The organism is Embleya sp. AB8 (genome assembly GCF_049739465.1).
Taxonomy (GTDB): Bacteria; Actinomycetota; Actinomycetes; order Streptomycetales; family Streptomycetaceae; genus Embleya.
The window spans coordinates 82,090-107,847 of the sequence record NZ_JBMHHY010000028.1 but is presented as its reverse complement, the minus strand read 5'-3'; the positions used below and the strand labels follow the sequence as shown (position 1 = coordinate 107,847).

Sequence of the window (25,758 nt, the reverse complement as noted above, 5' to 3'; positions counted from 1 at the left end):
ACGCTCCACCGACTATTCGGTGCCCACCGACTACCCGAGCGGCCCCGCCTCCCCCGCCTCCCCCGTCGCCTCCGGGTCGCGCTCCACCAGGTCGTCCCACAGGCCGAGGGAGCGCAGCACGTCCACTCCGCGCGGCCCGGAGGCGGCCAATCCGGCCACGATCGACTTTCGCAGCTGGTTGCGCTCGAAATCGTCGGCGTCGCCGAGCAGCGCGAGCAGCTCCGTACTCAGGGTGGGATTCGTGCCCGCCGCCGACCCGTGGTTGTCCAGGTGATCCACCACCGCCTTGATCTGATCGGGAAACCGGGTCAGCCAGTACGCGACCAACGTCTCCGGGCCCTCCCGGATCAATTCCCGGTGAAAGTCCAACCGCACTCGGGTGAGCCGCTGTTGCTCCTTTTCCAGGGGCACCGCCCAGCGCGCCTGGTCCAACATCTCGCGGACCGCGTGCGGAATCTCCTCGGCGCGCAGGAATGCGCCGACCGGTCGATAGCTGAGCCCGTATTCCGCGAGCGCCACCGGATGGGCCAGCACGACGTCGAGTTCGTCCTGGAGCCGCCCCTCGTCGGCGCCCGGCAGCAGGGCGATCGCCTTGCGGATCCGGTTCTCCACGTCTCGGCAGACGAAGGACACGGCGTCCACCGGGCGGCGCAGCGCGACCGTCCGCGGATCGTGCACCCACCAGCGCAGCTGTACCTCGACTCGGCAGGGCCGGTCCCCGTCCGGCCCGATTCGCAGTTCGAACTCGCGCACGTCGGCGTACTCGTGCGCCGCGACCCACCACAGTTCGGGCGCCCGACGCACCTCCGCGAAGGTGGGCACCGGCTGCGCGCTCGACGGCGCCACCAGCACCTGCTCGGTGCGCAGGCCCAGGCGGTGGCGCAGATAGGTCAGGCTGCGCGCCCCCGTGGCGGGCCGGACCAGGGAACTTCGGTCGTCGGTCATCTACTTGCTCCCCCGTTCGATCGGGCCACCGGGTCCTCGAACGCGTTGATGGCGGGTTCGAGCACGCCGATGTCGATCACTTCGCCGTTCGGCAGTCCCTCGTAGGCCAGCCGGGTCAGGTCGTATGCGAGTCGTTCGAGTCCATATCCGCGCCCGGGACGAAACAGCAGCGCGAAGGTCTCGCGCAGCGCCGAGGCGCGCGTCGGGTCGCCGCCGGTGGTGCCGAGCAACCAGGTGAACAGCCGGACCACCACGGCGTATCCCTCCCGGTCCGGCACCGCGAGCCGCACCACGGCTCGGAACCGGTCGCTCGCCACCAACTCGCCGGAGCCGTCCTCGCGGACCAGGTGCGCGGCCAACTCGGCGGCTGCGGCGGCCTCTTCCCACTCCTCCACCCGTTCCAGGACCGAATCCGCCCGCATGCCGTCCCGACACAGCGCGGCGATCCCGGTCCGGGCCGCGTGCGCCACGGCACGATCGCCCGTGCGAGCCAGCCGAAGCAGATTGGTCAGGGTCCGCTCGGGATAGACCGACGCCAGCCCCGGGTACGCGCGGGCGGCCAGCAGGCGCAGCCCCGAACGGGTGGTGTCCTGGCTCCACGTCTCCAACAGGTGCCGTACCTGGGTCGCCACGACCGCGTCCTGGGCCGCCGCCTTCAGGGCGAGTACGGCCATCGCCTGCTTGGCTCCGTCGTCCCGGGCCCAGCGGTGCACCGGGCCCAGCGGCCGATGTCCGCGGCCGGTGGCGATGAAGTCGCCCACCGCCCGGGCCGCCACCCGGTACACGTCCAGCGGTTGTCGCGGAGTCGCGGCCAGCCAGTCCACCAGCGGGTCGCGCAGGTCCGGGTATACGTCCCAGACGTGCGCCCGTACCGACGCCGCCCAGTGCGGCCGGTTGAAACCGACCACGTCGAGCCGGTAGCGGGCACCGCCCCGGGTCGCGTCGGCGGCCACCGCGGTTGCGTTGATCAGGTCGAGCCGGGCGGCTCGGGCCTGCGGCGGCCAGCCGTCCGCCGGTTCGCCGGCCGCGGTCGGCAGATGCGCGGTCAGCGTTTCGCGCAGCGCCGCCGCCCGCTCGGTGACGATGCCGTAGTCCTGGCCCTCGAACACCGCCGCGGCGATCATCAACGCCCAGTCCGCGCGCCCGGAGTTGGCCCGCAACCAGCCGTCCACGGCGGCATGGTCACGATCGCGCAGCGCGTTCAGCACCTCGATCCTGGTGAACCGGCCGTCGGCCAGATCGGCCAGGTCACCGGCGATGGTCGCGGCCCGATCGGGTCGGCCGCCGTCCGCGCGAACCAGTTCGGCGATGTCCTCGTCCACCAGGTCCAGGTGCCGACGCTCCCAGTCCGGGCCCAGGTGGTGGGCGAGGTGGCTGTGCAACACCTGGAGCGGGTCGGGGCGTTCGCACGGCACATGCCAGGGCGCCCAGACCGCGAGCAACGACGCGGTGGCGACCGCCGTGACCACCAGCACGCTGCCGCGTTCGACCAGGCGTCGGCGCAACAGTTCCAGGTCGTGGCGGGTGTAGCCGGCGAGCATGTCGGCTGCGGCCGAATCGACCACGTAGCCCCGCCCGCGCTGGATCCGACGGGTCATCAGGTCGGCTTCGGGGTCCAGCGCGATCACGTTGTCGACGTACTGATCCTGCATCAGATGCAGGGCCATCGTGCGCTTTCCGGACTCCGCCTCGCCGGTCAGCAGGAGCAGCCGGCGGGACATCATGCCGCGAGCGCGCAGGTATCCCTTCGGCGGCACGAAGGTGCGATCGACGAGATCGTTCTCCTCCTTCCAGATCGGGCCCTCGCGCGCCTGCCGCGGCCGGCTCGGCGCGCCCTGGGGTGCCGTGGCGGTCAGGTCACCGAACATGCGCGAGCCGAAGACGTGGTTGCCGGTCGTCCCGTTGAAGTTGACGACCACGGTGGTGGCCGATTCGAGGAGCCCGAACTCCTCCTCCGGCCAGGCCTCTTCGCCCGGCTCATCCTCGTGGCTGCTCGCTTCGGCGGCCCGGACCTCCTCGACACGCTCGACCGGGGCGCCGGCGACCGGGTCGAGCGGTCGCCCGTCGGACTCGGCCATCTCACACACCTCGGGTCGAGGTGCCGAAGTACGGTTCGTCGTCGGGGTCTTGGCGCTCGACCCGGCCGGCGGTGCCGTAGTTCATGTCCCCGTGGTTGGTGCTGCCCACCACGTTGTTCCCGTGCATGGCGCCGCCGCCGATGTGGATCCGCTGTCCGCCGGCGCCGGGGCCCGACCGAGACCCGGGCGGCTCGGTCGGCACGGTCGGCACAGCCGACGCGGACGCCGCCGGTCGGGCGGGCCGACCGGGCGACACCACCGGATCCGCCGGGCCCGGCTCCGGATCGAGCCGCTCCGGCAGGTCGTTGGCGGGCGCGTGTACCCACGCGATCTGCCGGGTGTCCTTGACGTGCGACTCGACCCGGCGGAACCAGCCCGGCTCGACCGCGTCGGTGTATCCGCCGAGGACGGCGGTGCGGTACACGCTGTCCGAGACGATCGCGGCGACATGGCCCTTGGTGGCCCGCAGCGCGGCCCGCACGTGTGCGTCGTCGAGCAGCCGACACAGTTCGTTCTTGGCCGTTCCCGAACCGTCGGACACATGGATCGGGCCCATGTGTACCGCCGCGCGCATCCGCAGCGCCGGGCCCTCGTGCAGCCGGGCTCGGGTGCGCAGTCGGCGATCGAGCCAGTAGACGGCGTCGACGAGTTGATGCGTACGGTCGTCGGTCATGGTCAGGATCAGCCCGTCGCCGGTGTCGTCGACGTGGGCCACCTGCTTGTCCCAGTCCAGACCCGCCCGGGCGAAGGCCTCGGGAACCACGGACGTGATCGCCTCGCGGACCTTCGGCAACAACACGTCCCGGTTGTGCGTGAACTTCTCGGCGTCCACGGCGAACAACGCCCGGATCGACGGCATGTCGGACACAAAATCCCCCTTCGGTGAGCGTGTGACCACGCTGGGTTCGACGGGGTCCACCGTGCCGCAGCCGGGCGCGCGCCGCCGCGTACTTTTACCCCCCGGGCAAATTCCGGGATGCCCGCCGGTCAGGATTCGCGGGCCCGGCCCGCCGCGACCGAGGCCAGTAGTTCGGGATCCTCGATGACGAATCGGCGACCGGGGTCGACCGAGATCGCCCCCATCTCGCGCAGCCGGGCGAAGGCCTTGACCGCCGACTCACGGCCGGCCGCGACCGAGGCGCCGAGTTCGGGCATGGTCACCCGGATCGCCACCCGACGGCGACCGCCGCCGGCGTCCTCGCCGCACTGCTCGGCGAGCGAGAGCAGTCGCTCGGCCATCCGTTCGAGCACGCTCCTGGCACGGTAGTTCAGCCGCTGGCCGTCCGCCTGGCGCAGGCGTCGGCTCATCACCAGCAACAGCGTGATCGCCACCCTGGGCTGCCGCTCCAGGAAGTGCAGGAACTGATCGGCGGTCAGCGACCAGGCGAGCACGTCACCGATCGCGTACACCGTCGCCGAGTGTGGTCCCCCGTCCAGCGCGGCGATCTCGCCGAACACCTCGCCGGGTCGGCGGTACGCGAGCACGACGTCCTGCCCGTCCGCCGAGGAACTGACCACCTTGACCCGGCCGGCCGCCAACAGCAGGGCCTCGCGCGCGGGTTCGCCCTCGCTCAGCAGCCGGTCGCCGTCGGCGTACCGCCGGACCCGGCCGATGCGCTGCCACTCGGCCACCTCGGCGGCGCCCAACCGCTCGTCGTACGTGTTGGTCCCCACGCCAAGCCCCCTTCACCGCCGTCGTCCCACCCTGCCGGACCGGGTGCGGGCCGTCCGGTGATTCCCGGATCCTGCTCGGGATTCCCGCTCGGGATGCCTGCTCGGGATTCCCGAGCGGGAGCAGGATCGCCGCGCGAAGGCGCGACCGTCGTCGCACGGGAGCAGTTCCGCCCCGCGGGCTACCGGGCGGCACCGACACCGGCGCCGTGACCGATCGCAACCAGCGCGGGACACCAGTACCGCGCCACTAGGCTTCCCGGCATGGTCATCACCATCGATCCGGCCTCCCCCGTAGCGCCGTTCGAGCAGATTCGGGTTCAGGTCGCCGAGCAGGCGCGGGCCGGGGTGTTGCCGGCCGGGACTCGATTGCCGACCGTGCGCGGCCTTGCCGGTGAGCTCGGGCTCGCGCCGAACACGGTGGCGCGGGCCTATCGCGAGTTGGAGTCGGACGGGGTGATCGAGACGCGCGGGCGCTCGGGGAGCTTCGTCGCCACCGTCGGGGACACCGCGCATCGGGCGGCGAGCGAGGCCGCAATCGAATACGCGCGGCGCGCACACCGACTGGGCCTGACCCGGGAGGAGGCGACGGCGACCGCGCTGGACGCGATCGGCGCGGCCTACGGGGGCACATAGGCCGGCGCGCCAGAGCCGGTCGCGACCCGTCGGAGCCCATACCGTCCGGAAACCGTTCGGTGAAAACCTCTGTACGGACGGGCCGGGGCACCGGATCATCGAAATCATGTCGATGCCTCGCCAGACGCCCCGACCACCGGATGGGGCGCCGAGTTCAGCCGGTGACGACCCCTCAACGCTGCTGCCCTTCGTGTTCGGACTCGACGACGCGGACACCCCGTACGACGCCGTGGACGGGCTCGCCCTCGCCGCCTTCCTGACCGGCGCCCAGCCGTGGGCTCGGACCACTCGCCTGGACCGGGTCAAACCCGGCGCCCGACTCGTGCCGCGCGGGGCCAAGGTGGTCCGCGCCGTGGAGGAGGACGACCGCTCCTCCCAACTCGCCGTCGGCGACGGCTGGACGCTGCGCTCGGTGCGCTGGCGCAGCGGCGGTGGCGAAGTGACCGTGACCGCCGTGGACGAGAAGGTCGGCCGCGCGGTGTTGAAGCGGGCGGTCAAGGGCGCCGCGGCCGATCCGCCGCCCAAGGACGAGGCCGTCGCGATGGGCTTTTGGTACTTCTCCGCCCGGCGCGGCCCGTACCGCACCACCCGGGCGATCACCGCCGCGCCGTGGGAGGACATCCGGCGCAACTACACCGCGCCCACCGCCGGCGCGTTCGACCGGCTGATGAAGGTGACGCCCGACGACGTGTCCGGGCGGCTGATCCTGCTGCACGGCCCGCCCGGCACCGGCAAGACCACGGCGTTGCGCGCGCTGGCCCGGTCCTGGCAGGACTGGTGCCGGATGGACTGCGTACTCGACCCCGAGGCGCTGTTCGGCGACACCGGCTATCTGATGGACGTGGCGATCGGGCGCGGCGACGAGGACGAGGAGTCGCACGACAAGTCCAAGAAGCAGCGGTGGCGGCTGCTCGTTCTGGAGGACTGTGACGAGTTGATCCGGGGCGAGGCCAAACGCTCGGCCGGTCAGGCACTGTCCCGGTTGCTCAATCTGACCGACGGGCTGCTCGGCCAGGGGCGCAACGTGATGGTCGCGATCACCACCAACGAGAATCTCGGCCGGCTGCATCCGGCGGTGGTCCGGCCGGGGCGCTGCCTGGCGCAGATCGACGTCGGCCCGCTGGACTTCAGCGAGGCGCGCGACTGGCTGGGCACGGCCGAGGGCATCGGGACGCATGCGACGCTCGCCGAGTTGTACGCGCTGCGCAACGGCGCGGCGCCGGTCGAGGTCGAGCGGCCTGCGCACGGCGGCGAGGGGTTGTACCTGTAGCCGCCGCGCGGGTGTGCGGTCGGTCCGTCCCGGGCCGGGTGGGTGACCCCCGGCTCCGGGACGGACCGACCACCACCCTTACCGTCTTATACGTCTTATATGTCCTATACGTCGAGGTCCACCACGACCGGCGCGTGGTCGCTGGTGCCCTTGCCCTTGCGGGCCTCGCGGTCCACGTAGGCGTCGGTGACCGCGGCGGTGAACGGCGCGTTGCCGTAGACCAGGTCGATCCGCATGCCCTTGTTCTTCGGGAAGCCCAGCTCGCGGTAGTCCCAGTAGGTGAACGGGACGTCGTACTTGAGCGGTCGAGGCAGCACCTCGTGCAGGCCGATGCCTTCGAGCGCGGTGAGCGCGTCCCGCTCCGCCTGCGTCACGTGCGTCGAGTTCTCGCCGAACAGCGAGATGTCCCAGACATCCTGATCGGTGGGCGCGACGTTGAAGTCACCGAGGACGGCGAACGGCAGCGGGCCGGCCGCGTCGGCGGAGATCGCGTCGCGCAGCGCCTTGAGCCACTCCAGCTTGTACGCGTAGTGCGGGTTGTCCACCTCGCGGCCGTTGGGCACGTATACCGACCGGACCCGGACGCCGCCGCAGGTCGCCGAGATCGACCGGGCCTCGTGCGGACTGTCGGGCTCGGGGAAGCCCGGCCCCTGCTCCAGACCGAGGGTGACATCGGCCAGGCCGACCCTGGACAACACCGCGACGCCGTTCCAGCGCCCGCCGGCGTGCACCGCGGACTCGTAGCCGACCTCCTGCAACTCCTTGGCCGGGTATGCCTCCGGGGTGGACTTGAGCTCCTGCAGGCACACCACGTCGGGCGCGGCCCGCTCCAGCCACTCCACGAGCTTGGGCAGCCGAGCCCCGATCGAGTTGATGTTCCAGGTGGCGACCCTCATGCGAACCTTCCAGGGCGGACGACGGCGATCGGGCCCCGCCCGGACCGACCGGACGAGACCTCGCGCCATTGTCCCTCGCCGGGGTGACACGGCCGGGGACGTCGGCGCGCGTCGGATGCGGTAGGCATAGGGGCTATGGACACCACTCCCCCGGCCGGCTCCGAACTCGCCGAACTGACCGCCGCGCTCAACACGTTCTCCGCCGAGCGGCACTGGCAGCCCTTCCACACGCCGAAGAACCTGGTGATGGCGCTGAGCGTGGAGGCCGCGGAACTGGTGGAGATCTTCCAGTGGCTCACCCCCGAGCAGGCGGCCGACGTGATGTCGGACCCGGAGCGGGGCGAACACGTCCGGGAGGAGATCGCGGACGTGCTGGCCTATCTGCTCGGGCTGGCCGACAAACTCGGCATCGACCCGGCCCAGGCGCTGCGCGACAAGATGGTCAAGAACGCGATCAAGTACCCGCCGGGCGCGCCGGGGTTGTAGCGGTACGGACGGGGGACGACGGTCGGGCGTACGTACGTACGGGCGAGGTGGTCACGACCCGGTCGAACATACGGGCGAGGCGGGGCCGTCGGCGCCTGCCGACGGCCCCCGCCGGGCGCCCCCGAACGCGTCCGGCCGCCTCGCCCCGCCCACCCCCGGTGCCGCCGCCCCGATCGCCGTCAGGCGTCGTGCGCGGCCCCCAGGTAGGCGTCCATGACGCGACGATCCCGCCACACCTCGGCCGGCGTGCCCTCCGCAACCACGCGGCCGGTTTCCAGGACGGTGACCCGATCGCACAGTGCGTCGATGAAGTCGATCTTGTGGTCCACCACGAGCAGCCCCACGCCCTCCGCCGCCACGCCGCGCAGGAGCAGCAGCAGGGCGTCGGTCTCGCGCGAGCTCAGCCCCGCGCTCGGCTCGTCCAGGAGCAGCACCCGGGGCACCGCCGCGATCCCGCGCGCGATGTCCAGGAGCCGGCGTTCGCCGTAGGTCAGCACATCCGTCCCGGGCCCGGCCGGCCGACCCGAGCCGGCCCGCGCCGCGGCCGTCGGTGTGTCGGTCTGCCGCTCCTGTTGGACGCGCGTCAACAACGGGCGCAACAACCACGCGGCGAGCAGGTCCCGGTGCCGGTGGTCGGAGTTGGCCAGCAGGATGTTGTCCGCGCTGGACAACGCGCGGACCGGCTGCGGGGTCTGGAACATCCGGACCAGGCCGGAGCGGCGCGAACGTTCGGGGCTGCCCAGGCGTACCGGCAGGCCGTCCACGAACAGGTCGCCGGTGGCCGGGACCACCCCGGTGATCGCGTTGAGCAGCGTGGTCTTGCCGCTGCCCCGGGGGCCGATCACCCCGACCGCCTCACCACGATCGATGCGCATGGACACCCCGTCCACGACCGGCTCGCCGGCGAAGTCGACCCGGATGTCCCGGGCCCGCAACACCGGTTGCCGCACCTGGTCGGACCCGGTGGCCGGCACCGGCTCCGGGCCGGCGACGAACAGGCGTATCGGATCAGGCATGTTCGTCCTCCCTCGCCGGATGCCGCTGCCTTACCCGGGCGCCCGCCGGCCGGTCGGCGCCGCGACCTCGCCGCGTGCCGAGCCGTCGCCGAGGCAGGCTCGGGCCCGAGCCGAGGCGCGCGAACTGCCGCGCCTCGGCCCCGGACCCTTCCCCCGGGCGGCGCGCGGAAGCGAACGCCGTACCTGACCCGGCGTCACCCCCCATCCGCGCGCCGCCCGTATCGGGGGCCGAACCGGAAGCCGGATCGGCGGTCGAACAGGGCTCCCCCGCCCCGTCCGGCCGCGAACCGGATGTATCCGAGGCGGCCCCCGCGCCTCGGTCGGACGCCGACTCCCCTCCTGACCCGGCGTCACCTCCCGGCCACGACACGATTTTTGTGGTGGTTTCGAGCAACTCGTGCCCCACGACGGCGCCATCCGGCCGCGCGCCCGCAGGCACGGTCGACCTGAGGACGGCACCGGGGAGTTGTTCGGGATCCGACCCGAAGCGGCGCACCACCGCGCCGCCGACGGCGGGCGGCATCACGAAGCCGGCCATGATCAGGACGCGCCCTTCGCGGGCGCCGATCCGGCGCAGGCGTCGACGCCGCCGGGGACACCGCCCGCGGCGGTCGCCGTGGCGATGCGCGCGAACCGAGCCGTTCCCATGCTCACGAACCGCGGGAAGTCGCCTGCCGATAACCGGCTTTCCCCCGGTGCCCGACGGGTGCGCAGCGCTCGCCGCGACACATCCGCGTCGCGAGTCGGATCCGCGCCGTGTCCCGCGTCCTGCCCCGAGCCCTGTTCCGCATCGGGTCCGGCGCGGTGCGCCGCCTGTGGTGCTGCCTGTCGTACTGCCTGCCGTGCCGTCCAACGAGCCATGGGAGCCAACGCCTTTCGCGTCGTCTCCCCGCCCGGCCATCCCCCACGGACTCCCGGATGCGGCACAAGCTAGACCGCAACACCCGTACCTCGCAAGGGCCTTGACAGCACGACGGGAACCGGGATAGAAGTTCAGCACAATCTAACAAATGTTAGATAGGTAGTTCGGATCTCCCTGAAGGCATCCCCCACTGATCAACGGCAACCGCTCCACCTGCGGTTAGGCTGCACAGCACCTGGCAGAACGCGGCAGCAGTCACCCGCCGGACCGAGAACGGGCGCTCATGGCACGCAGGAAGACGGAACCCGAGGCACTTCCGCGCCGGGAGGTGATCCTGTCCGAGGCCGCCGCGCTGTTCGCCCGCAAGGGCGTCGTCGCGTCCACGGTCCGTGAGATAGCCGACGCGTCGGGGATTCTCGCGGGCAGCATCTACCACTGGTTCGGTTCCAAGGAGGATCTGCTCGACGAGATCCTCAGCTCCGCGATGCGCGACCTGGCGACCTGGTACGACGAGGCGTTCGCCGACGCGCGGACGTCGAGCGACCGGCTGCGCGGACTCGTGCACGCCGCGTTCCGGACCATCGAGCACCACCCCGACGCGGCCACGATCTACGTCCGGGACTACGCCTACCTGGCCGGCCTGCCGCGCTTCGCGCATCTGGGCGTGGACGGGATGCGGGTCCGCGATCTGTGGCTGAACACCCTTCGGGAGGGCATCGAGTCCGGTGAGTTCCGGGCCGATCTGGATCCGGACCTGGTCTACCGCTATCTCGCCTATCCGCTGTGGCTGACCGCCGGTTGGAAGTCCACCACCGACCGCACCGTGCCCGAACTGGAAGCCCAATTCATGGCGCTGGTGCTCGAAGGGGTCACCCCACGCACGTGACGAGGCGTCGCGGTCGTCGAGCCGCGCCTGCGCCGGCGCCGGTGGGGGGTGTCGAGCGTTCGCGAAAGGACCACACCATGCACGTCGACGGTTTCATCGCGCCCGGATTCGCGCCCGTACAGGCCGCGTTCGAGGAAAACTTCGCGCTGCACGGCGAACTGGGCGCCGCGCTGGCGATCCACCTGCACGGCGTGCCGGTGGTGGACCTGTGGGGCGGTGTGGCCGAACCGGCCACCGGGCGGGGCTGGGAGCGGGACACCGTACAGGTGGTCTGGTCGGTCACCAAGGGCCTGGTCGCCACGTGTCTGGCGATCCTGATCGATCGGGGGCGACTCGATCCGGCGCTGCCGGTCTGCCGCTACTGGCCCGAGTTCGCGGCGGGTGGCAAACGCGACGTGACGGTGGCCCAACTGCTGTCCCATCAGGCCGGGTTGCCGTTCCTGGACGAGCCGATCACGCTCGACCAGGTGGCCATGCCGGACGCGCTGGCCGACGCGCTCGCGATGCAGCGGCCCGCGTGGGAGCCGGGCACGGCGCACGGCTATCACGCGGTGACGTGGGGGTTCTACGCAAGCGAACTGATCCGGCGCGTGGACGGGCGCACGGTCGGCATGTTCCTGGCCGAGGAGGTGACCGGCCCACTGGGGGTGGATGCGCACATCGGCCTGCCCGGCGCGGTGGTGCCGCGCCTGGCCCACCTCACCACGCTCGCGCCGATGGAACCGGGCCTGCTCGATCTCGGCTCCGACCTGGGCCGGGCGATGCTCGCGCTGCCCGCACTGGCCGCGCCCGGCGCGGATCACGACCCGGACGTGCTGGCCTGGGAGGTGCCCTCCGGGCTCGGTGTCACCAACGCCCGGGCGCTGTCCCGGATTTACGCGATGCTGGGCGCGGGCGGCACGTTCGACGGGGTACGCCTGCTCTCCGCCGAGACGGTCACCGAGGTGACCACGACGGTGGTCGCCGGCCCGGACCGAATCCTGGGCGAGCACACGGCCTTCAGCCTCGGCTTCATGAAGCCGGAAACCGCGTTCTTCGCCGTCTCCGCCAACCCCGCCGCCTTCGGCCACCCGGGCAGCGGCGGCCCATTGGCGTTCGCCGACCCGGCGACGGGGCTGGCCTTCGCGTACGTGACGAACGGCCAGTCCCCATTGCAGACGGACGTCCGGGGGTTGGGCCTGATCGAGGCGGTACAGGGGTGCCTGGGGCGGTAGTTCGTGGTTCGTCGCTCGGCCGACGGCCGTGGCGGCCGGGCGCGGACGGACCTGCGGTGGGCCTGATCGAGGCGGTACCCGGCTGCCCGGGGCGGTGGTTCGAGCCGCGGCCGGGTCGCGTGGTGTGCCGGGGCCCGGTGCAGAGGCACGTGGATCGGCGTCGGCGGTACCCGCCTGCCCCGCACGGTGGTTCGGCCCCCTCGTCCCGGGCCGGGCGACGCGCGGGGGCGGCGGCGCACGTCATTCGGGGCGGTTGCGGGCTCGTCCCGGTCTGCTGCGGCGGCGCCGGGTGCCCGCGACCAACAGGCCGCCGACCAGGACCAGGGCGCCGGCCGCCAGACCCAGCGGTACGACCGGTCCCGATCCGGCACCCGCGACGTGGTCGGTGATGGCCCGACGGGCGACCACGGCCGGCCCGTCGTGTACGGCCTGCTTGGCGACCCCGCCGCGCTCTCGCGCACCGGGTCTGCCCCGGCGCGGCGGCTTCCCATGCGCGGTGGCGCCCCGGCGGCTCCCCTGGCGGTGCGGCACGAGCCCGCCCGCCGAGCCGGTGGGTACTGCCCGCGGCGTGGCGGGTCGGCCGGGGTCCGGCAGGCCCTGGCAGTCCACCCGGGTCGGATCGGCGCCGGGCACGCGGATGTCCGGCCGATCCGGGCGGCCGGCGACGCCGGGAGTCGCCGAACGGCCCTGGCCGGTCGCCGGCAACCACCGACTCGCCACCGGGCACGGCACCACCGGACTCGCTCCGACGCCGGGCACCCGAATCCCCGGCCGACGCGGCCCGCCGAACGACGGAGTCGACCCCGACGACACGGGCAGCTCGGTCCGCACCACCACCGACGGAACGCGGCCGAGGTCCGCCGTCGGGCCCTCATGGGCCGCCGCCGGCCCGGCGATCGAGGTGAGCCCGGCCGCACCGAGCGCGATCACCAGCGACGCCACGCGAGTGTTCCGGGGTCTGCTCACCAGACCACGCTAGGTCGCCTCCCCGACCCACGACCGCCGCCGCGCGTACGGTTCCCCCCTTCGGCCCAACGCGCGTCGCCCCCGGAGGCAAACCGAGCCGACCCGAGCCCGGCGTCGAGAAGCCCCCCATTTGTCGCCTGTCACGAAACTCGTGCACAGCGCCGGCATCCTGTCCGGAACGCACGATCGCCCCGCAGGAGGTACCGGCATGATCGACGCCACACGACCCACCGGATCGGCTATTGCCGCGCTGTTCGAGTCGATGGAGGCGCCCGAAACCGTCCGGGTGGAGCTGATCGGCGGGCGGATCGTCATGTCCCCTGAGTTCGGCGGCCGATGGTCAGACCAGTACGGCCTGGCCGCCCGGGCCCTCCTCGGTGATGTCGAGGACCGTTGGGGGGCGGCGGGTGGCGGGCGGGGGTGGGAGTAGGTCGGCGGTGGCGAGGGTGGGAGCCGCGGCGGCTTCGGCGCACAACGCGTGCCGGGTGTCCGCCAGGTCGGTCAGTAGCGCCAACACGTGGAGCAGGTCGATCAGTTCGCTGGTCAGGTCGGTGGACCAGGCGCGTTCGCGGATGCGTTCCAGGCCCTCGCCCGGGGGTTCGGTGCGGGCCGCGATCCAGGGTTGGAGCAGGCCCAGGTCCCAGACCTCGCGCGGGACCGGGGCGATCCGGCCGGAGCCGAGCAGGAGCGAGCCGGTCTCCTCGTCGTGCCGCACCTCGGTCGGCCGCGCCGGGACCGGTTCGCGGACGAACGGGCGGCGCCCGCCCGGCAGTCGGGGCTTGCCCTCGCCGGGGCGGCCGAACCGCGCGCCGAACGTGTGCAGCGCGATCAGCCGGCGGCCGAGGTCGACGCCCGCCGCCCACAGGTTCGGATCGGCGGTGAGCGGCACCCCCGCCGGATCCGTCGTCACCGCCACGATCCAGGCGAACAGGTCCTCCGCCACCACCGGAACGCCGAGTCGGTCCGCGAGCAGTTCGACCAGGCCGGGCGCCACGTTGGGCACCAGGCCCGCCGGGTCCCGGTAGAGCGGCGCAACCCGACCGCCCCGACCGCCGTGGTGCGCCGCGTCCGGGACCAGCGCGCTGCACAACACCGGCCAGGGGTCCCCCGCTTGACGCGCCGTCAGGTAGACCTGCCGATCACCGCGCACCCGCCACAGCTCGGGCCGGGCGACGTCCACGACCCGTGGATCCGCGACCAGCCACTGCCGATCGAACGGGCCGCGCGCGATCCGGACCAGGCGCGGCGTCGGGCCGACCTCGCGCGCCAGCGGACCGGGCGGGGGTGGACATCCGGGCAACGGCGCGGGCAACGATGCCGTGGTCCGCGCCCGGGTCGGCCGCAGCAGCGGATCCCGGTCCTCGGCGGCGGCCAACCTCGCCCAGCGCCGACGCAGCGTCTCCCGCTCCGGTGCGTACACCCACGTGCGTCCCGGGCCGATCCCGGGGCCGCCCCACGGCATCAGGTCGGTCAGCGCGGGCGGACCGGCGGGGCTCACAGCGCGTGGTCCCACACCCGCCGCTCCTCCCGATCCGGGTCGCCGACCACCGTCGCCGGCACGTCGAGCACCATCGTGCGCCGCTCGGTCGGGTCGTACGGCGGCCACTCGGGCAGCCCGTCCGCCGCCGGCGCGCCACCCGCGACGAACGCCGCCCACGCCTGCTGGATCCGCCCGGACAACTCCCGCGCGGCGACCGGTACCCCGCCGGTCAGCCAGCGGCCGAGCGGGGTATCGAGCGTGCCGAACACGAACGGCACGTCGATCACGTGCGGCGACCCGAGCCGCTGCGGATGCGCCTTGGCGGCCCAGCGGAACCGGTACACATATGCCGCGCCACCCGCCGCGACCTGCGCCTCGGCGAGCCGGACGGTCGGTATCCCGTAGGACTCGGCGGTCAGCAGCCGGATCCGCAACGAGCGCCCGGTCAGGTCGGGGTAGAGCTCCGCGTAGCGATCCAGCAGCCCCGCGAGCGCGTCCGGCCGGCGCAGATTGGCCAGGTCGGCAGGCCCCGGCGCACGTCCACCCGACCCCTCGAGCTGCGCGAACATCTCCTCCTCGTCCTGATTCGACCCGAGCAGGATCGGCACGTCGCCCCGGATCGACCGCAACGGCGGCAGCGGCAACGGCCCGGCCGGATCGACCACCGGGCGGAACACGAACCGCCCGGTGCCCCGCCCGATCGCCTCGGCCTGCGCGGCGAGCAGGTCGGCCACGGGGACGTCGATCAGCGCGGCGGCCCGCTCCGGCGCGATGCCGAGCGCGGCCAGCACCCGGCCGGTGGCCTCCTCGGCCTCGGGCACGGTGCGTACCGTCTGGGCGCCGCCGCTCTGCACGATCGCCCGCTGGAAGAGGCCGCGCGCGGCGGGCAGCGCAAGCAGATTCGAGGTCAGCTTCGCGCCCGCCGAGACCCCGCCGAGGGTGACCCGGCGGGGGTCCCCGCCGAACGCGGCGATGTGCTCGCGCACCCAACGCAGGCCCTGGACGACGTCCAGGAGCGCGTTGGCCGAGGAGTCGGCGTACTCCGGGCCGAGCAGGTGCCGCAGGTGCAACAGGCCGAGTACGCCGAGGCGGTAGGCGAGGGTGACCACGACCACGCCGCGCCGGGCGAACCCGCTCCCGTCGTACACCCCCTCGAAGGACGCGCCGCTGGTGTACCCGCCGCCGTGCACCCACACGAGGACCGGATGCGGCCCGGGCTCGACGGGCGCGTGGATGTTCAGGTAGAGGCAGTCCTCGTCGGTGGCCACGGGCGCCGCCCCGTACTGCCCGATCGGCTGCGGCGCGGCACGGGCGAACTCGCGCGCGTCCCGCACTCCAGACCAGCCCACCGGCGGCCGGGCCACCCGAAACCGCGCCGAACCCACGGGCGGAGCCGCAAAGGGCACCCCCCGAAAGACCCGGATCCCATCCGACTCCTCGCCGACCAGATCACCGAGCGATGTCCGCACACACACCATGCCACCGAGCATATGGGGCACGGCTACCGCGCCGAACGGCGCTCGGCCCAGCTCCCGGGGACGGCGCCGCCCCCCTCACCGCATCCGCAGCAGCGTCCCCGGGTCGAGGGTGATCGGGGTAAAGGCGGGCAGCGTGGTGGCGGTGCCCGGCTTGGCGGTGGCGGTGGGGGCGTACCTCTCGCCGTCGAGGGTGTAGGTCTCGATGGTCAGGGACTTCGGGTCGACGACCCAGTAGGAGGCGATCGCCCACTCGGCGTACCGCGCGAGCTTGTCGATGCGGTCGGCGCCCTCGTGCCCGGGCGAGAGGATCTCGACCGCGAGGAGCACGTCTTCGGGGGCGAAGGCCATGGCATCCGCGGCCAGCGCCGAGCGGGCCGCCGTCGACGTGACCGCCGAGAGGTCGGGACGCAGCACGTCGCGATCGCCGCGACACACGTTCGCGCCCTTGAAGACCGTCGCTTCGACACGGGATTCCGCCACGGCCCGGGCGAGCGCTTCGGCCAACGTGCCGGCCACGTGTTGATGGCGCAGCCTCGGCAGCGGCGACATCAGCGGGATGCCGTCGAGGAGTTCGACGCGGTGGAGCGACGTCTCCTGGGCGGCGAACACGTCGGCGGCGGTCCACTCGCGATCGAACGCGGCCTGCATGGGCACTCCCGAGGTGGTCGGCTCCGCCATGGTTCATGGCGATTCTGGCAGCCCCGCCCGCTCGGGCGCGGAAGATCGCGGCGACTCCGGGTGGGGAGGCGCCGCGATCGATGTGTCAGACCGTCTCCGTCATCCCGCCGTCCACCATCAGGTGCGTCCCCGTCACGAACGACGCCTCGTCGCTGAGCAGGAAGCGGACCGCACCGGCGATTTCTTCCGCGCGGCCCAACCTCCGTAGCGGGGAGCTGTTTTCCAGGCGCTCCCTGGTGCCCGGTCGGGTGAAGGAGGCGGCGAGCATCGGGGTGTCGATGTAGCCGGGGCAGACCACGTTGCTGCGGATGCCGTGTTCGGCGAGTTTGGCGGCGATCGAGCGGTTCAGGCCGAGCATGCCGGACTTGGCGGCGCAGTAGGACGGGTTGAGCGCGTTGCCGACGATCGCGTTGAGCGAGGCGATGCCCACGATCGCCGAGCCGGCGTGTTCGCGCAGGTGTGGGGTCAGCGCCTGGACCAGGAGGGCGAACGAGCGCAGGTTGACGTCCAGGACCCGGTCCCAGTTGTCCGCCGTGACCTCGGTGATCGGCGTCGAGTCGACGATGCCCGCCGCGTGTACGAAGCCGCCGATCGTGCCGAGCGCCTCGACCGAGGCGTGGATCGCGGCCGGATGCGCCTCGGTGTCGGTGACGTCCAGGGCCAGCCCGAGCGCCGGTACACCGTGCTCGGCCGCGATCTCGCGCGCGGCCTCCGCCACCGGCCCCGCCGCGATGTCCCACAGCGCCACCGGCCGCCCCGTCGCGGCCAACGCCCGCGCGGTGGCCCGGCCGATGCCCGACGCGCCGCCGGTGATCACCACGCCGGTCTCCGGTGTCGTCTTGTACGTACCCATGTCGAACTCCTCCGCGGCCGGGTGGACCCCACACATCTGACGCGTCGTCAGCGCAAAACCAGTGGTAGCACGCCGCCGATCCTGCTCTGCTGACCGGCATGGCTAAACGACGGCTGGATCTGCTCCTGGTGATCGACGTGGAGGCGACCTGTTGGTCCGGCCCGATCCCCGACGGACAGCGCAACGAGATCATCGAGATCGGCCTGACCACCCTCGACATCGGCACCGGCGAACGCCTCGACCGACACGGCATCCCGGTCCGCCCCACGCACTCCACGGTGAGCGCGTTCTGCACCGAACTGACCACCCTCACCCAGGCGGACGTGGCCGCCGGCCACACCTTCGCCGACGCCTGCGCGCTGCTGCGCGACGAGTTCCGCGCCCACGAGCGGGTCTGGGCGAGCTGGGGCGAGTACGACCGGCAGCAGTTCGAGCGCCAGTGCGCCGCCGAGGCCGTCCCGTACCCGTTCGGCACCCGACACCTCAACGCCAAGACGCTGTACTCGCTCGCCCACGGCCTCGACCACGAACTCGGCATGGCCGGCGCCCTCGCACACGCCGGCCTCCCCCTCCACGGCACCCACCACCGAGGCGTCGACGACGCGTGGAACATCGCCGCCCTGCTCGGCGGCGTCCTGCGCGCGTCGCGTCAAGACCGCGCGAGGGCCGAGTGAATCGTGCCCACGATCGCGCTCAGTCCCCCGTCACCAACATCGCCGCCCCCACGATCCCCGCGTCGTTGTGCAACTTCGCGGGCACCAGATCCGCACCGATCTTGATGTACGGCAGGAACTTCTCCGGCTTCTTGCTGATCCCGCCACCGATGATGATCAACGACGGCGAGAACAACATCTCCACGTATCGCAGATAGTCCTGCACCCGCACGGCCCACTTCTCCCAGGACAGGTCGTGCGTCTCGCGCGCCACCGCCGAGGCCCGCCGCTCCGCCTCGTGCCCGTCCAGTTCCAGGTGGCCCAGCTCGGTATTGGGCACCAGCCTGCCGTCCACGAACAGCGCGCTGCCGATCCCGGTGCCGAAGGTCAACATCAGCACCGTCCCACCGCGCCCCGCGCCCGCGCCGAACCGCATCTCGGCGACACCCGCGGCGTCCGCGTCGTTGACCATCGTCACCGGCCGGCCGAGCGTCGCACTGAACAACGCGTCGGCATCCAGGTCGATCCAGGACTTGTCCACGTTCGCCGCGGTGCGCACGATGCCGTCCCGGACCACGCCCGGGAAGGTGATGCCGACCGGCCCGGTGGTGTCCGCGAACTGCTCCAACACCTCGCGGACCACCTCGATCACCGCCTGCGGTTCGGACGGTTCGGGGGTGAGCAGCCGCACCCGCTCGTGGGTCAACCGCCCGGCGTCGGTGTCCACCGGCGCGCCCTTGATCCCGGTCCCGCCGATGTCGATGCCCATGACCGGCACGTGAGGCTCCTTCGCCGTCGCAAACCATCCCGCAAACCATCCGGTATCCATCCGCCACGCGGCGCGGGGCAACCGCGCCCACCGGCCGTTACCCCGCCGGCGCGGGCCGATTCACCGCAGCTCGGGCAGATCCTCCGGATGCAGCGTCCGCAGCTCCTCCAGGCCCGCGCCGGGCAGTTGGGCCAACCGGGTCGCATGCCGTTCGATCATCGCCTCGAACGTACGCCGCGCCTCCCGCGCGTTGCCGAACGCGGCGCCGCGCGGCAGCCGGCGGAAGTAGCCGAGGAGCGCCTCGCACGCCTCGTCGGTGAGCACGTACTCGTGCTCGCGCACCTGCTTGCGGGTGATTTCCACCAGATCGTCCGCCGAGTAGTCCTGGAACGTGATGGTGCGGGAGAACCGGGAGCCGAAACCGGGGTTCGCGTCCAGGAAGCGCTGCATCTCGTCGGTGTAGCCGGCCACGATCACCACCACGTCGTCGCGGTGGTCCTCCATCATCTTCACCAGCGTGTCGATCGCCTCGCGGCCGAAGTCGCGGGAGGGGTCCGGCGGAGCCAGGCTGTACGCCTCGTCGATGAACAACACGCCGCCCCGGGCCCGGTCGAAGACCTCCTTGGTGCGCGGCGCGGTCGAGCCGATGTGCTCGCCGACCAGGTCCACCCGGGAGACCTCGACCAGGTGGCCCATCCGCAACACGCCGAGCGCCCGGGCGATCTCGCCGTAGAGGCGGGCCACCGTGGTCTTGCCGGTGCCCGGGGAGCCGGTGAAGACCAGGTGCCGGCGCAGCGTGGGGGCCTTGAGCCCGGCCTCCTCGCGCCGCCGACCGACCGAGATCAGGTCGATCAGGTTGCGCACCTCGGACTTGACCCCGGCCAACCCGACCAGTCCGTCCAACTCGGCCAGCAGCTCGTCGACTTCGCGCACCGAAGGTGCGGCGCCGGCCGCGTCGGCGAGGGCACCGTCGCGCGCGCCGGGGATCGGCAGCGTCGCGGTCAGCTTCGCCACGCCCTGCGGTTGGGCACCGGCCGCCGCGATCGGGCTCGGGGTGCCCAAAATCCCGCCCGCCGCCGGCTCCGTACCGCTCGTCCCGTCCCCCTGCGACGTGCACTCGACCGCGACCGGTCCGGGGCCGGCGAACTCGAAGCCGCCCTTGGCGTTGTCGCGCGTGGTGCAGCGGGTGAACACCGGGTGGCAACCCTCGCGCACATTGACCCCGTAGCCGCGCCCCCCGAGCACCTCGCAGTCCTCGAAGTCGCCGCGCCCGCCACCCGCGATCCGGATTCCCTCGCCGCTCGCCCGGTCCACCCGGACCCGGCGCACCGTGGGCCCGGCCGCGCCGGTGACCGAGACGCCGTCGGTGGTGTCCTCGATCGTGCAGTCGGCGATGATCCCGCCGCAGTCGGACTCCATGAACCACACGCCGGTGGTGGCCTTGCGCACCTTGCAGGACTTGACCGAGACCACCGCTCCCGCGCCGATCCCGATGGCGGTCTCGTCCACGTCGTGGAGCTCGCAGTCGTGCATGGACAGGCCGGTGCCGGAGCCGGCCACCTTGACCCCGTCCAGCACATCGTGGATCCGGCATTCGCCGAGCGCCGCGTCCGCGCCGTCGGCGACCCACACGGCCGGCTTGCCGCCGGTGGAGTCGTGGAACTCGCAGTCGATCGCGGACGCGCGCGCCCCGTGGTCGGCCAGCGAGAGGCCGTTGCGGCCGAAGCTGCGGATCGTGCAACCGCTCAGGGTGACCTCGGAGTGGCCGTGCACGTCGACCCCGTTGCGGCCCACGTCGCGCAGCCGGCAACCGACCAGGGTCAGATTGGCGCCGCGGTCGACCGAGACACCGTTGCCCTCGGCGTCGCGGATCGTGCAGTCGTCGAGGGAGAACGTGGCCAGGTCGTCGGCCTGTACGCCGGTGCCCTTGATCGCGGCGATCTCGGTACGCGAGAGCGACCCGGCGCTGCCCTGGCCGCCGACCGAGATGCCCGCCCAGCCGACCCGCTCGATCCGCGAGTCGGCGATGATCGGCGCGGCGCCGCCCGCGACGCAGATTCCGCCGCCGCCCACGTCGTGGATGTGCAGCCCGGTCAGGTGCGGCGAGGCCTGATCGCCGACGAACACCGCCGGTTCCGCGTCCGAGCCGTCGTGGATCTCGCAGTCCTGCACACTCCCGGTGGTCCCGGGTCCGGTGAAGCGCAACCCGTGGCCGGACGCGTCCCGGACCAGGCCCCGGCGCAGGATCGGCGCGCTGCCCTCGCGCACGTCGAAGCCCTCGCGCCCGGTGTCGCCGATCTCGCAGTCCTCGAACGTGCCGCGCGAGCGCCCGGTGACCCCGATGCCCACACCCTGTGGATTGCTCACCCGACACCGGCGCACCATCGGGTCGGCGCCCGCGCGCAGTTCGACGCCGACCACGGAGGCGGCCCGGACCACACACTCCTCCAATATCGGCGCGCAACCCTCGATCACGATGGCCGGCGACAACACCCCCGCGCCGCCCTCGATCGCCAGACCGTGTACGGCCGCGTCGGCGGTTATGGTCAGCGCGACCCCGTCGGCCGCGGTCAGGATCACCGTCCCCGGCCCGTCCGAGCCGACCACCGTCACCGGCACCGCGATCGACACGTCCTCGCGGTACGTGCCCGGCGCGACCAGGATCGAGTCGCCCGCCGCCGCCGCCCCCACCGCGGCTCCGATCGAGGCGTACTCACCCGCGCGGCGTCGCCACCGAGTGCCCTGCACCACCTGAAGAACCCGACCCGTCATGGCGCCCCTGCCACCAGCCCCTCGGTCCGCACCCAGCACCCTCGCGAGTCCACCGTAAAGCGTCGCGGGCGGCCCCATTACCGGGTCTGTCCCGGCGGCCCGGTCGCTGCGTCGTCGGCGGACCTCTGCACCGTACAGTTCAACGACCCGCGGGCACGGCGCCGTGTTGGTTAACGTCCCGCAGTGCCCCGATTCGTGCTACCGGACGTGCCGGTCCCACGTGTCCCGTGCGTGCTCGGCGCACTCGTCGCGGCCGTCCCGCTCCCGGTCGACGCACTCGTCCCGGCCGTCCCCGTCCCGCTCGTCCCGCCCGCCGCGGACGTCCCGGGCGGCCCGGTCGGGCTCGGCGTCGGTGCCGGCGCGCCGTCGCGCAGTGCGGTGAACAGCTGCGCGGCCTCGGGCTGTTTGAGCGCGACCCGGTTGGGGTCGGGCGCGTAGTCGGTCAACGGCGTGGTGACGAACGAGATCTTCTCCAACGGGATCCCGCGCAGCCCGTTGGCGAAGTCGTAGAGGGCGGCCAGGGTGTTGATCCCGGAGTCGGTGGTGATCGCCTTGGTCGCGGCGTCCATCACGTTGTACGCCTTCGCCGGATTGGTCAGCAGGTTCTGGTTCTGCACCTTCTTGATCAGTGCCTTGAGGAACTCCTGCTGCCGGGCGATGCGTTGGATGTCGCTGCCGTCGCCCAGGGTCTTGCGCACCCGGACGAAGCCCAGCGCCTGTTCGCCGTTGAGGTTGAGGTCGCCGGCGGGCAGTTGCAGCTGGGCGGCCTTGTCGTCGATCGGCTGGTCGATGTGCATCGGCACGCCGCCGAGCGCGTCCACGACCTTCTTGAAGCCGGTGAAGTCGATGGTGATCTGGTGGTCGATCCGGGCGCCGGTGAGCCGCTCCACGGTGGCCGCCACGCACGGCACGCCGCCGACCTCCATCGCGCTGTTGAACTGGCCGAAGTAGGACCGCTGGGTGCCGCCCGAGGTGGTCCGGCAACCGGGCACCTGGACCATCAGGTCGCGTGGGAAGCTGACCGCGGTCGCGGTCTTTCGACCCTCCGGTACGTGCAGCAGGATCGTGGTGTCCGAGCGCTGGCTGCCGCCGTCGTCGCGGCCGTACTCGGAGTTGTCCCCCGCGCGCGAGTCGGACCCCACGAGCAGCACGTTCATCGCCCCGGTGGGCGGCGGTCGATCGGTGAGCTGGTCGGCGAAGTCCTGGGTGCGGATGTTGCCGTTGAGTCGGTCGTACAACCACCAGCCGAAGCCGCCGGCGGCGAGCAGCACGGCGACCAGGCCACCGCCGATCCAGGCCAGGACGCGCCGCCGGCGGCGGCGCCGGTCGCGCACGCGTCGTTGTATGCGGCTGGGGCCTTCCGCGCCCGACTCCTCGGCCGACGTCCCCGGAAGGCCCTCGGCCGCCGGGGACGTCTCGTCTCTGTCCTGCACGTCGTCGTCGCCTTCGTCGGGCCCCCGCGCTCGATGTGCGCTCGGCTCGATGGCCCGAAGTACGCGCACAATTACGCAATCATACGGTGTTCCGATCTTTACACGCGGAATAGCGACGAATGGTTCCCGAATCGGCCGAACCCGAACCCACCGGTCAGGGCGTCGTACCGGCCGCCTTCGCCGCACCGCGGGTGCCGAGGACGCCGAGCACGACGTCGACGATCCGGCCGAGGCGGTCCAACTCGGTGCGGTGGAAGGCCGGGCCGTGGTGCCGGACCACGTAGAGGGTCAGCCAGGACGCGCCGATCGGGGCCGCCGCGCCGTGGCCGCTCGCGTCGCCCTCGTAGCCGAAGGCCAGCGGACGCATCGGGGTGAGCGCGGGCAGCGCGGGCAGTTCCGGGGCGCGCCAGCTCGCGTGCACCGGCTGCCGGCCGCGTCCGCCGCGGGTGGCCACCGCCCAGTCGGCGTGGAAGAGGGTGGGCGCCGCGTCGATCAACGTGGCCACCGCGCGGCCCGGATCGCGCGCCACCTGGCCCAGTACGTCCAGTTCGGGCGCCGACCCCGGCACCTCGCCGGCCGCCCAGCAACCCTCGACCCGGACTCCCGTCGACCGCTCCAAAGCGGCGACCAGCGCGGCGATGTCCCGCTCGCCGGCCCACGAGACGGTGAACTCGTCGACCGCGCGACCGCCGAGCTGTTCGAGCACGGTCATCTGCATCACGTCGGCCCCCGCCGCGCCGAGCAGCTGCGTCACCCGCGCGAGCGACCCGGGCCGATCCGGCAGTGACACCCTCAGTCGGTACAACACGCGACACCTCCTCAGTCGACCTGCGTTGAATCCTGGCTCTTTCCCGTTTCGATCATGTTGCGTACATATGACGGTCCAAAGTGATCACCACCGGCCAAGCAGCCGTACGGCCGGCGGAAAGCACCGGACCCAAGCAGGCAAACGTGCGGGCGGGGCGGCACCGAAATCCTCCGATGCCGCCCCGCCCGCGCTGCGCCCGCTTCTGCTGCTTCTGCTACTTCTTCGGCCCACGCCCGCCGGGCTTCTCGTCCGGCTTCGGGGTCGGCCGCGCGGTCGACTCGGCGGTCCGGGTGACCTCGGCCTCGGCGGCCTCCGGGGTCTCCGGGGTCGCGGAGGCATCCGGGACTTCGACGGCCTCGACAGCGGCCTCGACGGTCTCCGCCGAATCCACCGGCACCACCACCGGGCGCGGCGGCGGGCTGACGTGGGTCGGCTCGTCCTCGGGCGCCACGCTCGTCACCTGCGTCGGCGCGTTCTCCGGCGCCTCGGCCGAACCGGACCCGGACCCGGGCTTCGGCTCGGACTCGGGTTCGGGCTTCCGATCCGACCTCGGCTCCGCCGGCTTCGGCGACGGCTCCTTGCCGAGGCCGACCCGCGCCGTCGGGGCGGCCGAGGCGCCCGACAGCGTCGCGTTCTCCTCGGTGTCCGGGGTGAGCCCGGCCACCGGGGCAAACTCGGTGACGTCCCCGTCCGGCTCCGACACCACGGGCCGCGGCGGTACGGCGGCCGAGGCACCGGCCGGCGCCGACTCGACGGGCAGCGCGGCAGCGGGCGCCGCCGAGGCGGACGCCGACTCCGTCGCCCGATCCGACTCGCCCGCACCGCGAGGCGGCTTGGGCGGCTTCGGCGCCTTCACCTTCGCGACCTTCACCTTCGCGGGCTTCGCCGGTTTCGTGGGCTTCGGCGGCTTCGCCGGGCGCCCGGCCTGCACCGAGCTGTTGCCCACCGCGGTGGCGAACACCGGCGCCGGGTCGTTGGCCTTGGGCCCGTACGTCCACCACATCAGCCCGCGCCGGGCGTTCTCGGTGTCCGGGTGCTGCTCGCCGAGCACTCGTGCGCAGTCCGTGACCAGCTGGGTCAGCAACGTCCGCGCGCCCAGCGGATCGCCGGACTCGCCGGTCCAGTGCGCGTGGTTGTGCCGGATCACCAACGTGTCCTGGTGATCCGGACCCAGGATCCGCGTGGCGTCCTCGACCAGTCGCACCAACGCGTCCCGGGCCACCGACACATCTCCGGCCTCGCCCGCCCACATCGCGCGGTCGTGCCGAGCGGACAACGCGGCCGGGTCGTCCGGCTCGTGCACCTCGCCGCGCTCGTCCGCGATCGCCGTCATCAACCGGGCGGCCTGGATCGTCTCGCCCGACCGACCCACCCAGTGCGCGTGCTGGTGTCGAATGGTCAGCGTGTCCGGGTGCACCGGCCCGAGCGCGTCGGTCGCCTCCTCCACGATCGGCCGCAACATCCGCGCCGCGCCCGCCGCGTCACCCGCCTCGCCGATCCAACGAGCCCACCCGGCCCGCACGTTGAGCGTCTCGGGATCGTCCTGACCGAGCACCAGCACACAGTCGGCCGCCACGTCCCGGGCCAGCGACTCGGCGGTGACCGCGTTGCCGGACAGGCCCAGGCAGTAGGCGTGGTTGTGCCGGGCCAGGAGTGTGTCGGGATGTTGCGGACCGAGCACGCGCGCATAGTCGCCCGCCAGCTCCCCGAACATCCGAGCGGCCTCTCCCGGCCTGCCCTCGTCGCCGACGACCCGGGCCCACGCGGCGCGCGCGTCGAGCGAACCGGGGTGATCGGGCCCGAGTTCCCGCGTCCGGGTCTCGGCCTCGGCCCTCAGTTTGTGTATCTCCTGCTCGTTCATCGCCGCTGATTCTCCCTCCTCCACCACAGGTGGCAAACCCGCGGTAC

General features: G+C 72.7%; 22 protein-coding genes. 6 read left to right on the top strand and 16 right to left on the bottom strand.

The features are described from left to right. Positions 1 to 30: 30 nt before the first annotated feature. The 4 genes from ABIA38_RS34790 to ABIA38_RS34775 all read right to left on the bottom strand — a co-directional run bounded on the left by ABIA38_RS34790 (position 31) and on the right by ABIA38_RS34775 (position 4,697). Complete coding sequence (locus tag ABIA38_RS34790) at positions 31 to 945, bottom strand: hypothetical protein (protein ID WP_424642925.1); 915 nt, start codon at positions 943 to 945, stop codon at positions 31 to 33. Further along, positions 942 to 3,023, bottom strand: a complete 2,082-nt coding sequence (locus tag ABIA38_RS34785; protein ID WP_424642924.1) for a hypothetical protein — start codon at positions 3,021 to 3,023, stop codon at positions 942 to 944. The genes ABIA38_RS34790 and ABIA38_RS34785 overlap by 4 nt, the downstream gene beginning before the upstream one ends. A gap of 1 nt (position 3,024) precedes the next feature. Then, entirely contained in the window at positions 3,025 to 3,891 is an 867-nt protein-coding gene (locus ABIA38_RS34780; protein WP_424642923.1) for a hypothetical protein, read from the bottom strand. Positions 3,892 to 4,010: 119 nt separating this feature from the next. Next, positions 4,011 to 4,697 carry a Crp/Fnr family transcriptional regulator gene (locus tag ABIA38_RS34775; protein ID WP_424642922.1) on the bottom strand — a complete coding sequence of 229 codons (687 nt, stop codon included), beginning with the start codon at positions 4,695 to 4,697 and terminating at the stop codon, positions 4,011 to 4,013. Between the two features lie 261 nt (positions 4,698 to 4,958). On the opposite strand from ABIA38_RS34775, the gene ABIA38_RS34770 reads away from it, so the two are divergent. After that, entirely contained in the window at positions 4,959 to 5,330 is a 372-nt protein-coding gene (locus tag ABIA38_RS34770) for a GntR family transcriptional regulator (protein WP_424642921.1), read from the top strand. Between the two features lie 112 nt (positions 5,331 to 5,442). Then, positions 5,443 to 6,600: a DUF5925 domain-containing protein gene (locus ABIA38_RS34765; protein ID WP_424642969.1), complete on the top strand. Its 1,158-nt coding sequence runs from the start codon at positions 5,443 to 5,445 to the stop codon at positions 6,598 to 6,600. A gap of 104 nt (positions 6,601 to 6,704) precedes the next feature. On the opposite strand, the gene ABIA38_RS34760 is transcribed toward ABIA38_RS34765, so the two are convergent. After that, a complete protein-coding gene (locus ABIA38_RS34760) occupies positions 6,705 to 7,496 on the bottom strand; it encodes an exodeoxyribonuclease III (protein ID WP_424642920.1) in 792 nt (263 codons plus the stop codon). A 135-nt stretch (positions 7,497 to 7,631) separates the two neighbouring features. On the opposite strand from ABIA38_RS34760, the gene ABIA38_RS34755 reads away from it, so the two are divergent. Next, positions 7,632 to 7,982, top strand: a complete 351-nt coding sequence (locus ABIA38_RS34755) for a nucleotide pyrophosphohydrolase (RefSeq protein ID WP_424642919.1) — start codon at positions 7,632 to 7,634, stop codon at positions 7,980 to 7,982. A 179-nt stretch (positions 7,983 to 8,161) separates the two neighbouring features. On the opposite strand, the gene ABIA38_RS34750 is transcribed toward ABIA38_RS34755, so the two are convergent. Continuing rightward, positions 8,162 to 8,998 carry an ABC transporter ATP-binding protein gene (locus tag ABIA38_RS34750; RefSeq protein ID WP_424642918.1) on the bottom strand — a complete coding sequence of 279 codons (837 nt, stop codon included), beginning with the start codon at positions 8,996 to 8,998 and terminating at the stop codon, positions 8,162 to 8,164. Between the two features lie 1,145 nt (positions 8,999 to 10,143). Between ABIA38_RS34750 and ABIA38_RS34745 the strand changes: the two genes are divergently transcribed. Together ABIA38_RS34745 and ABIA38_RS34740 are read left to right on the top strand one after the other, a co-directional pair. Continuing rightward, entirely contained in the window at positions 10,144 to 10,746 is a 603-nt protein-coding gene (locus ABIA38_RS34745; RefSeq protein WP_424642917.1) for a TetR/AcrR family transcriptional regulator, read from the top strand. Between the two features lie 77 nt (positions 10,747 to 10,823). Then, positions 10,824 to 11,960 (top strand): serine hydrolase domain-containing protein, encoded by a 1,137-nt coding sequence (locus tag ABIA38_RS34740; RefSeq protein ID WP_424642916.1) that lies wholly within the window; start codon positions 10,824 to 10,826, stop codon positions 11,958 to 11,960. A 240-nt stretch (positions 11,961 to 12,200) separates the two neighbouring features. Here ABIA38_RS34740 and ABIA38_RS34735 read toward each other — a convergent pair whose 3' ends face one another. From ABIA38_RS34735 to ABIA38_RS34715, 5 genes are all read right to left on the bottom strand, one after another. Then, a complete protein-coding gene (locus tag ABIA38_RS34735; RefSeq protein ID WP_424642915.1) occupies positions 12,201 to 12,926 on the bottom strand; it encodes a hypothetical protein in 726 nt (241 codons plus the stop codon). A gap of 340 nt (positions 12,927 to 13,266) precedes the next feature. Further along, the gene (locus ABIA38_RS34730; protein ID WP_424642914.1) at positions 13,267 to 14,439 is read right to left on the bottom strand and encodes a type ISP restriction/modification enzyme; all 1,173 of its coding nucleotides are present in this window, start codon (positions 14,437 to 14,439) and stop codon (positions 13,267 to 13,269) included. Continuing rightward, complete coding sequence (locus ABIA38_RS34725; RefSeq protein ID WP_424642913.1) at positions 14,421 to 15,884, bottom strand: carboxylesterase/lipase family protein; 1,464 nt, start codon at positions 15,882 to 15,884, stop codon at positions 14,421 to 14,423. Before ABIA38_RS34725 ends, ABIA38_RS34730 begins: the two co-directional genes overlap by 19 nt. 75 nt (positions 15,885 to 15,959) lie before the next feature. Further along, positions 15,960 to 16,532 carry a Uma2 family endonuclease gene (locus tag ABIA38_RS34720; protein ID WP_424642912.1) on the bottom strand — a complete coding sequence of 191 codons (573 nt, stop codon included), beginning with the start codon at positions 16,530 to 16,532 and terminating at the stop codon, positions 15,960 to 15,962. Positions 16,533 to 16,647: 115 nt separating this feature from the next. Beyond that, positions 16,648 to 17,415: an SDR family NAD(P)-dependent oxidoreductase gene (locus tag ABIA38_RS34715; RefSeq protein WP_424642911.1), complete on the bottom strand. Its 768-nt coding sequence runs from the start codon at positions 17,413 to 17,415 to the stop codon at positions 16,648 to 16,650. Between the two features lie 98 nt (positions 17,416 to 17,513). On the opposite strand from ABIA38_RS34715, the gene ABIA38_RS34710 reads away from it, so the two are divergent. Further along, a complete protein-coding gene (locus ABIA38_RS34710; protein WP_424642910.1) occupies positions 17,514 to 18,089 on the top strand; it encodes an exonuclease domain-containing protein in 576 nt (191 codons plus the stop codon). A gap of 19 nt (positions 18,090 to 18,108) precedes the next feature. Here ABIA38_RS34710 and ppgK read toward each other — a convergent pair whose 3' ends face one another. The 5 genes from ppgK to ABIA38_RS34685 form a co-directional block, all read right to left on the bottom strand. Beyond that, the gene (gene ppgK / locus ABIA38_RS34705) at positions 18,109 to 18,837 is read right to left on the bottom strand and encodes a polyphosphate--glucose phosphotransferase (protein ID WP_424642968.1); all 729 of its coding nucleotides are present in this window, start codon (positions 18,835 to 18,837) and stop codon (positions 18,109 to 18,111) included. Positions 18,838 to 18,957: 120 nt separating this feature from the next. After that, positions 18,958 to 21,609, bottom strand: coding sequence for a right-handed parallel beta-helix repeat-containing protein (locus ABIA38_RS34700; protein ID WP_424642909.1), 2,652 nt, complete (start codon positions 21,607 to 21,609; stop codon positions 18,958 to 18,960). 170 nt (positions 21,610 to 21,779) lie between these two features. Further along, positions 21,780 to 23,042, bottom strand: a complete 1,263-nt coding sequence (locus ABIA38_RS34695) for an LCP family protein (protein WP_424642908.1) — start codon at positions 23,040 to 23,042, stop codon at positions 21,780 to 21,782. Between the two features lie 154 nt (positions 23,043 to 23,196). After that, positions 23,197 to 23,850, bottom strand: a complete 654-nt coding sequence (locus ABIA38_RS34690; protein ID WP_424642907.1) for an ACT domain-containing protein — start codon at positions 23,848 to 23,850, stop codon at positions 23,197 to 23,199. A 214-nt stretch (positions 23,851 to 24,064) separates the two neighbouring features. Then, positions 24,065 to 25,711, bottom strand: coding sequence for a hypothetical protein (locus ABIA38_RS34685; protein ID WP_424642906.1), 1,647 nt, complete (start codon positions 25,709 to 25,711; stop codon positions 24,065 to 24,067). Positions 25,712 to 25,758 lie beyond the last annotated feature (47 nt).

What these genes read in the sequence shown, in the direction of transcription:
- ABIA38_RS34770 (WP_424642921.1), top strand. Translation starts at nt 4,959, where the DNA reads ATGGTCATCACCATCGATCCGGCCTCCCCCGTAGCGCCGTTCGAGCAG.
- ABIA38_RS34755 (WP_424642919.1), top strand. Translation starts at nt 7,632, where the DNA reads ATGGACACCACTCCCCCGGCCGGCTCCGAACTCGCCGAACTGACCGCC.
- ABIA38_RS34760 (WP_424642920.1), bottom strand. Translation starts at nt 7,496, where the DNA reads ATGAGGGTCGCCACCTGGAACATCAACTCGATCGGGGCTCGGCTGCCC.
- ABIA38_RS34790 (WP_424642925.1), bottom strand. Translation starts at nt 945, where the DNA reads ATGACCGACGACCGAAGTTCCCTGGTCCGGCCCGCCACGGGGGCGCGC.
- ABIA38_RS34765 (WP_424642969.1), top strand. Translation starts at nt 5,443, where the DNA reads ATGCCTCGCCAGACGCCCCGACCACCGGATGGGGCGCCGAGTTCAGCC.
- ABIA38_RS34740 (WP_424642916.1), top strand. Translation starts at nt 10,824, where the DNA reads ATGCACGTCGACGGTTTCATCGCGCCCGGATTCGCGCCCGTACAGGCC.
- ABIA38_RS34725 (WP_424642913.1), bottom strand. Translation starts at nt 15,884, where the DNA reads ATGGTGTGTGTGCGGACATCGCTCGGTGATCTGGTCGGCGAGGAGTCG.
- ppgK (WP_424642968.1), bottom strand. Translation starts at nt 18,837, where the DNA reads ATGGGCATCGACATCGGCGGGACCGGGATCAAGGGCGCGCCGGTGGAC.
- ABIA38_RS34785 (WP_424642924.1), bottom strand. Translation starts at nt 3,023, where the DNA reads ATGGCCGAGTCCGACGGGCGACCGCTCGACCCGGTCGCCGGCGCCCCG.
- ABIA38_RS34685 (WP_424642906.1), bottom strand. Translation starts at nt 25,711, where the DNA reads ATGAACGAGCAGGAGATACACAAACTGAGGGCCGAGGCCGAGACCCGG.
- ABIA38_RS34750 (WP_424642918.1), bottom strand. Translation starts at nt 8,998, where the DNA reads ATGCCTGATCCGATACGCCTGTTCGTCGCCGGCCCGGAGCCGGTGCCG.
- ABIA38_RS34745 (WP_424642917.1), top strand. Translation starts at nt 10,144, where the DNA reads ATGGCACGCAGGAAGACGGAACCCGAGGCACTTCCGCGCCGGGAGGTG.
- ABIA38_RS34710 (WP_424642910.1), top strand. Translation starts at nt 17,514, where the DNA reads ATGGCTAAACGACGGCTGGATCTGCTCCTGGTGATCGACGTGGAGGCG.
- ABIA38_RS34700 (WP_424642909.1), bottom strand. Translation starts at nt 21,609, where the DNA reads ATGACGGGTCGGGTTCTTCAGGTGGTGCAGGGCACTCGGTGGCGACGC.
- ABIA38_RS34715 (WP_424642911.1), bottom strand. Translation starts at nt 17,415, where the DNA reads ATGGGTACGTACAAGACGACACCGGAGACCGGCGTGGTGATCACCGGC.
- ABIA38_RS34720 (WP_424642912.1), bottom strand. Translation starts at nt 16,532, where the DNA reads ATGCAGGCCGCGTTCGATCGCGAGTGGACCGCCGCCGACGTGTTCGCC.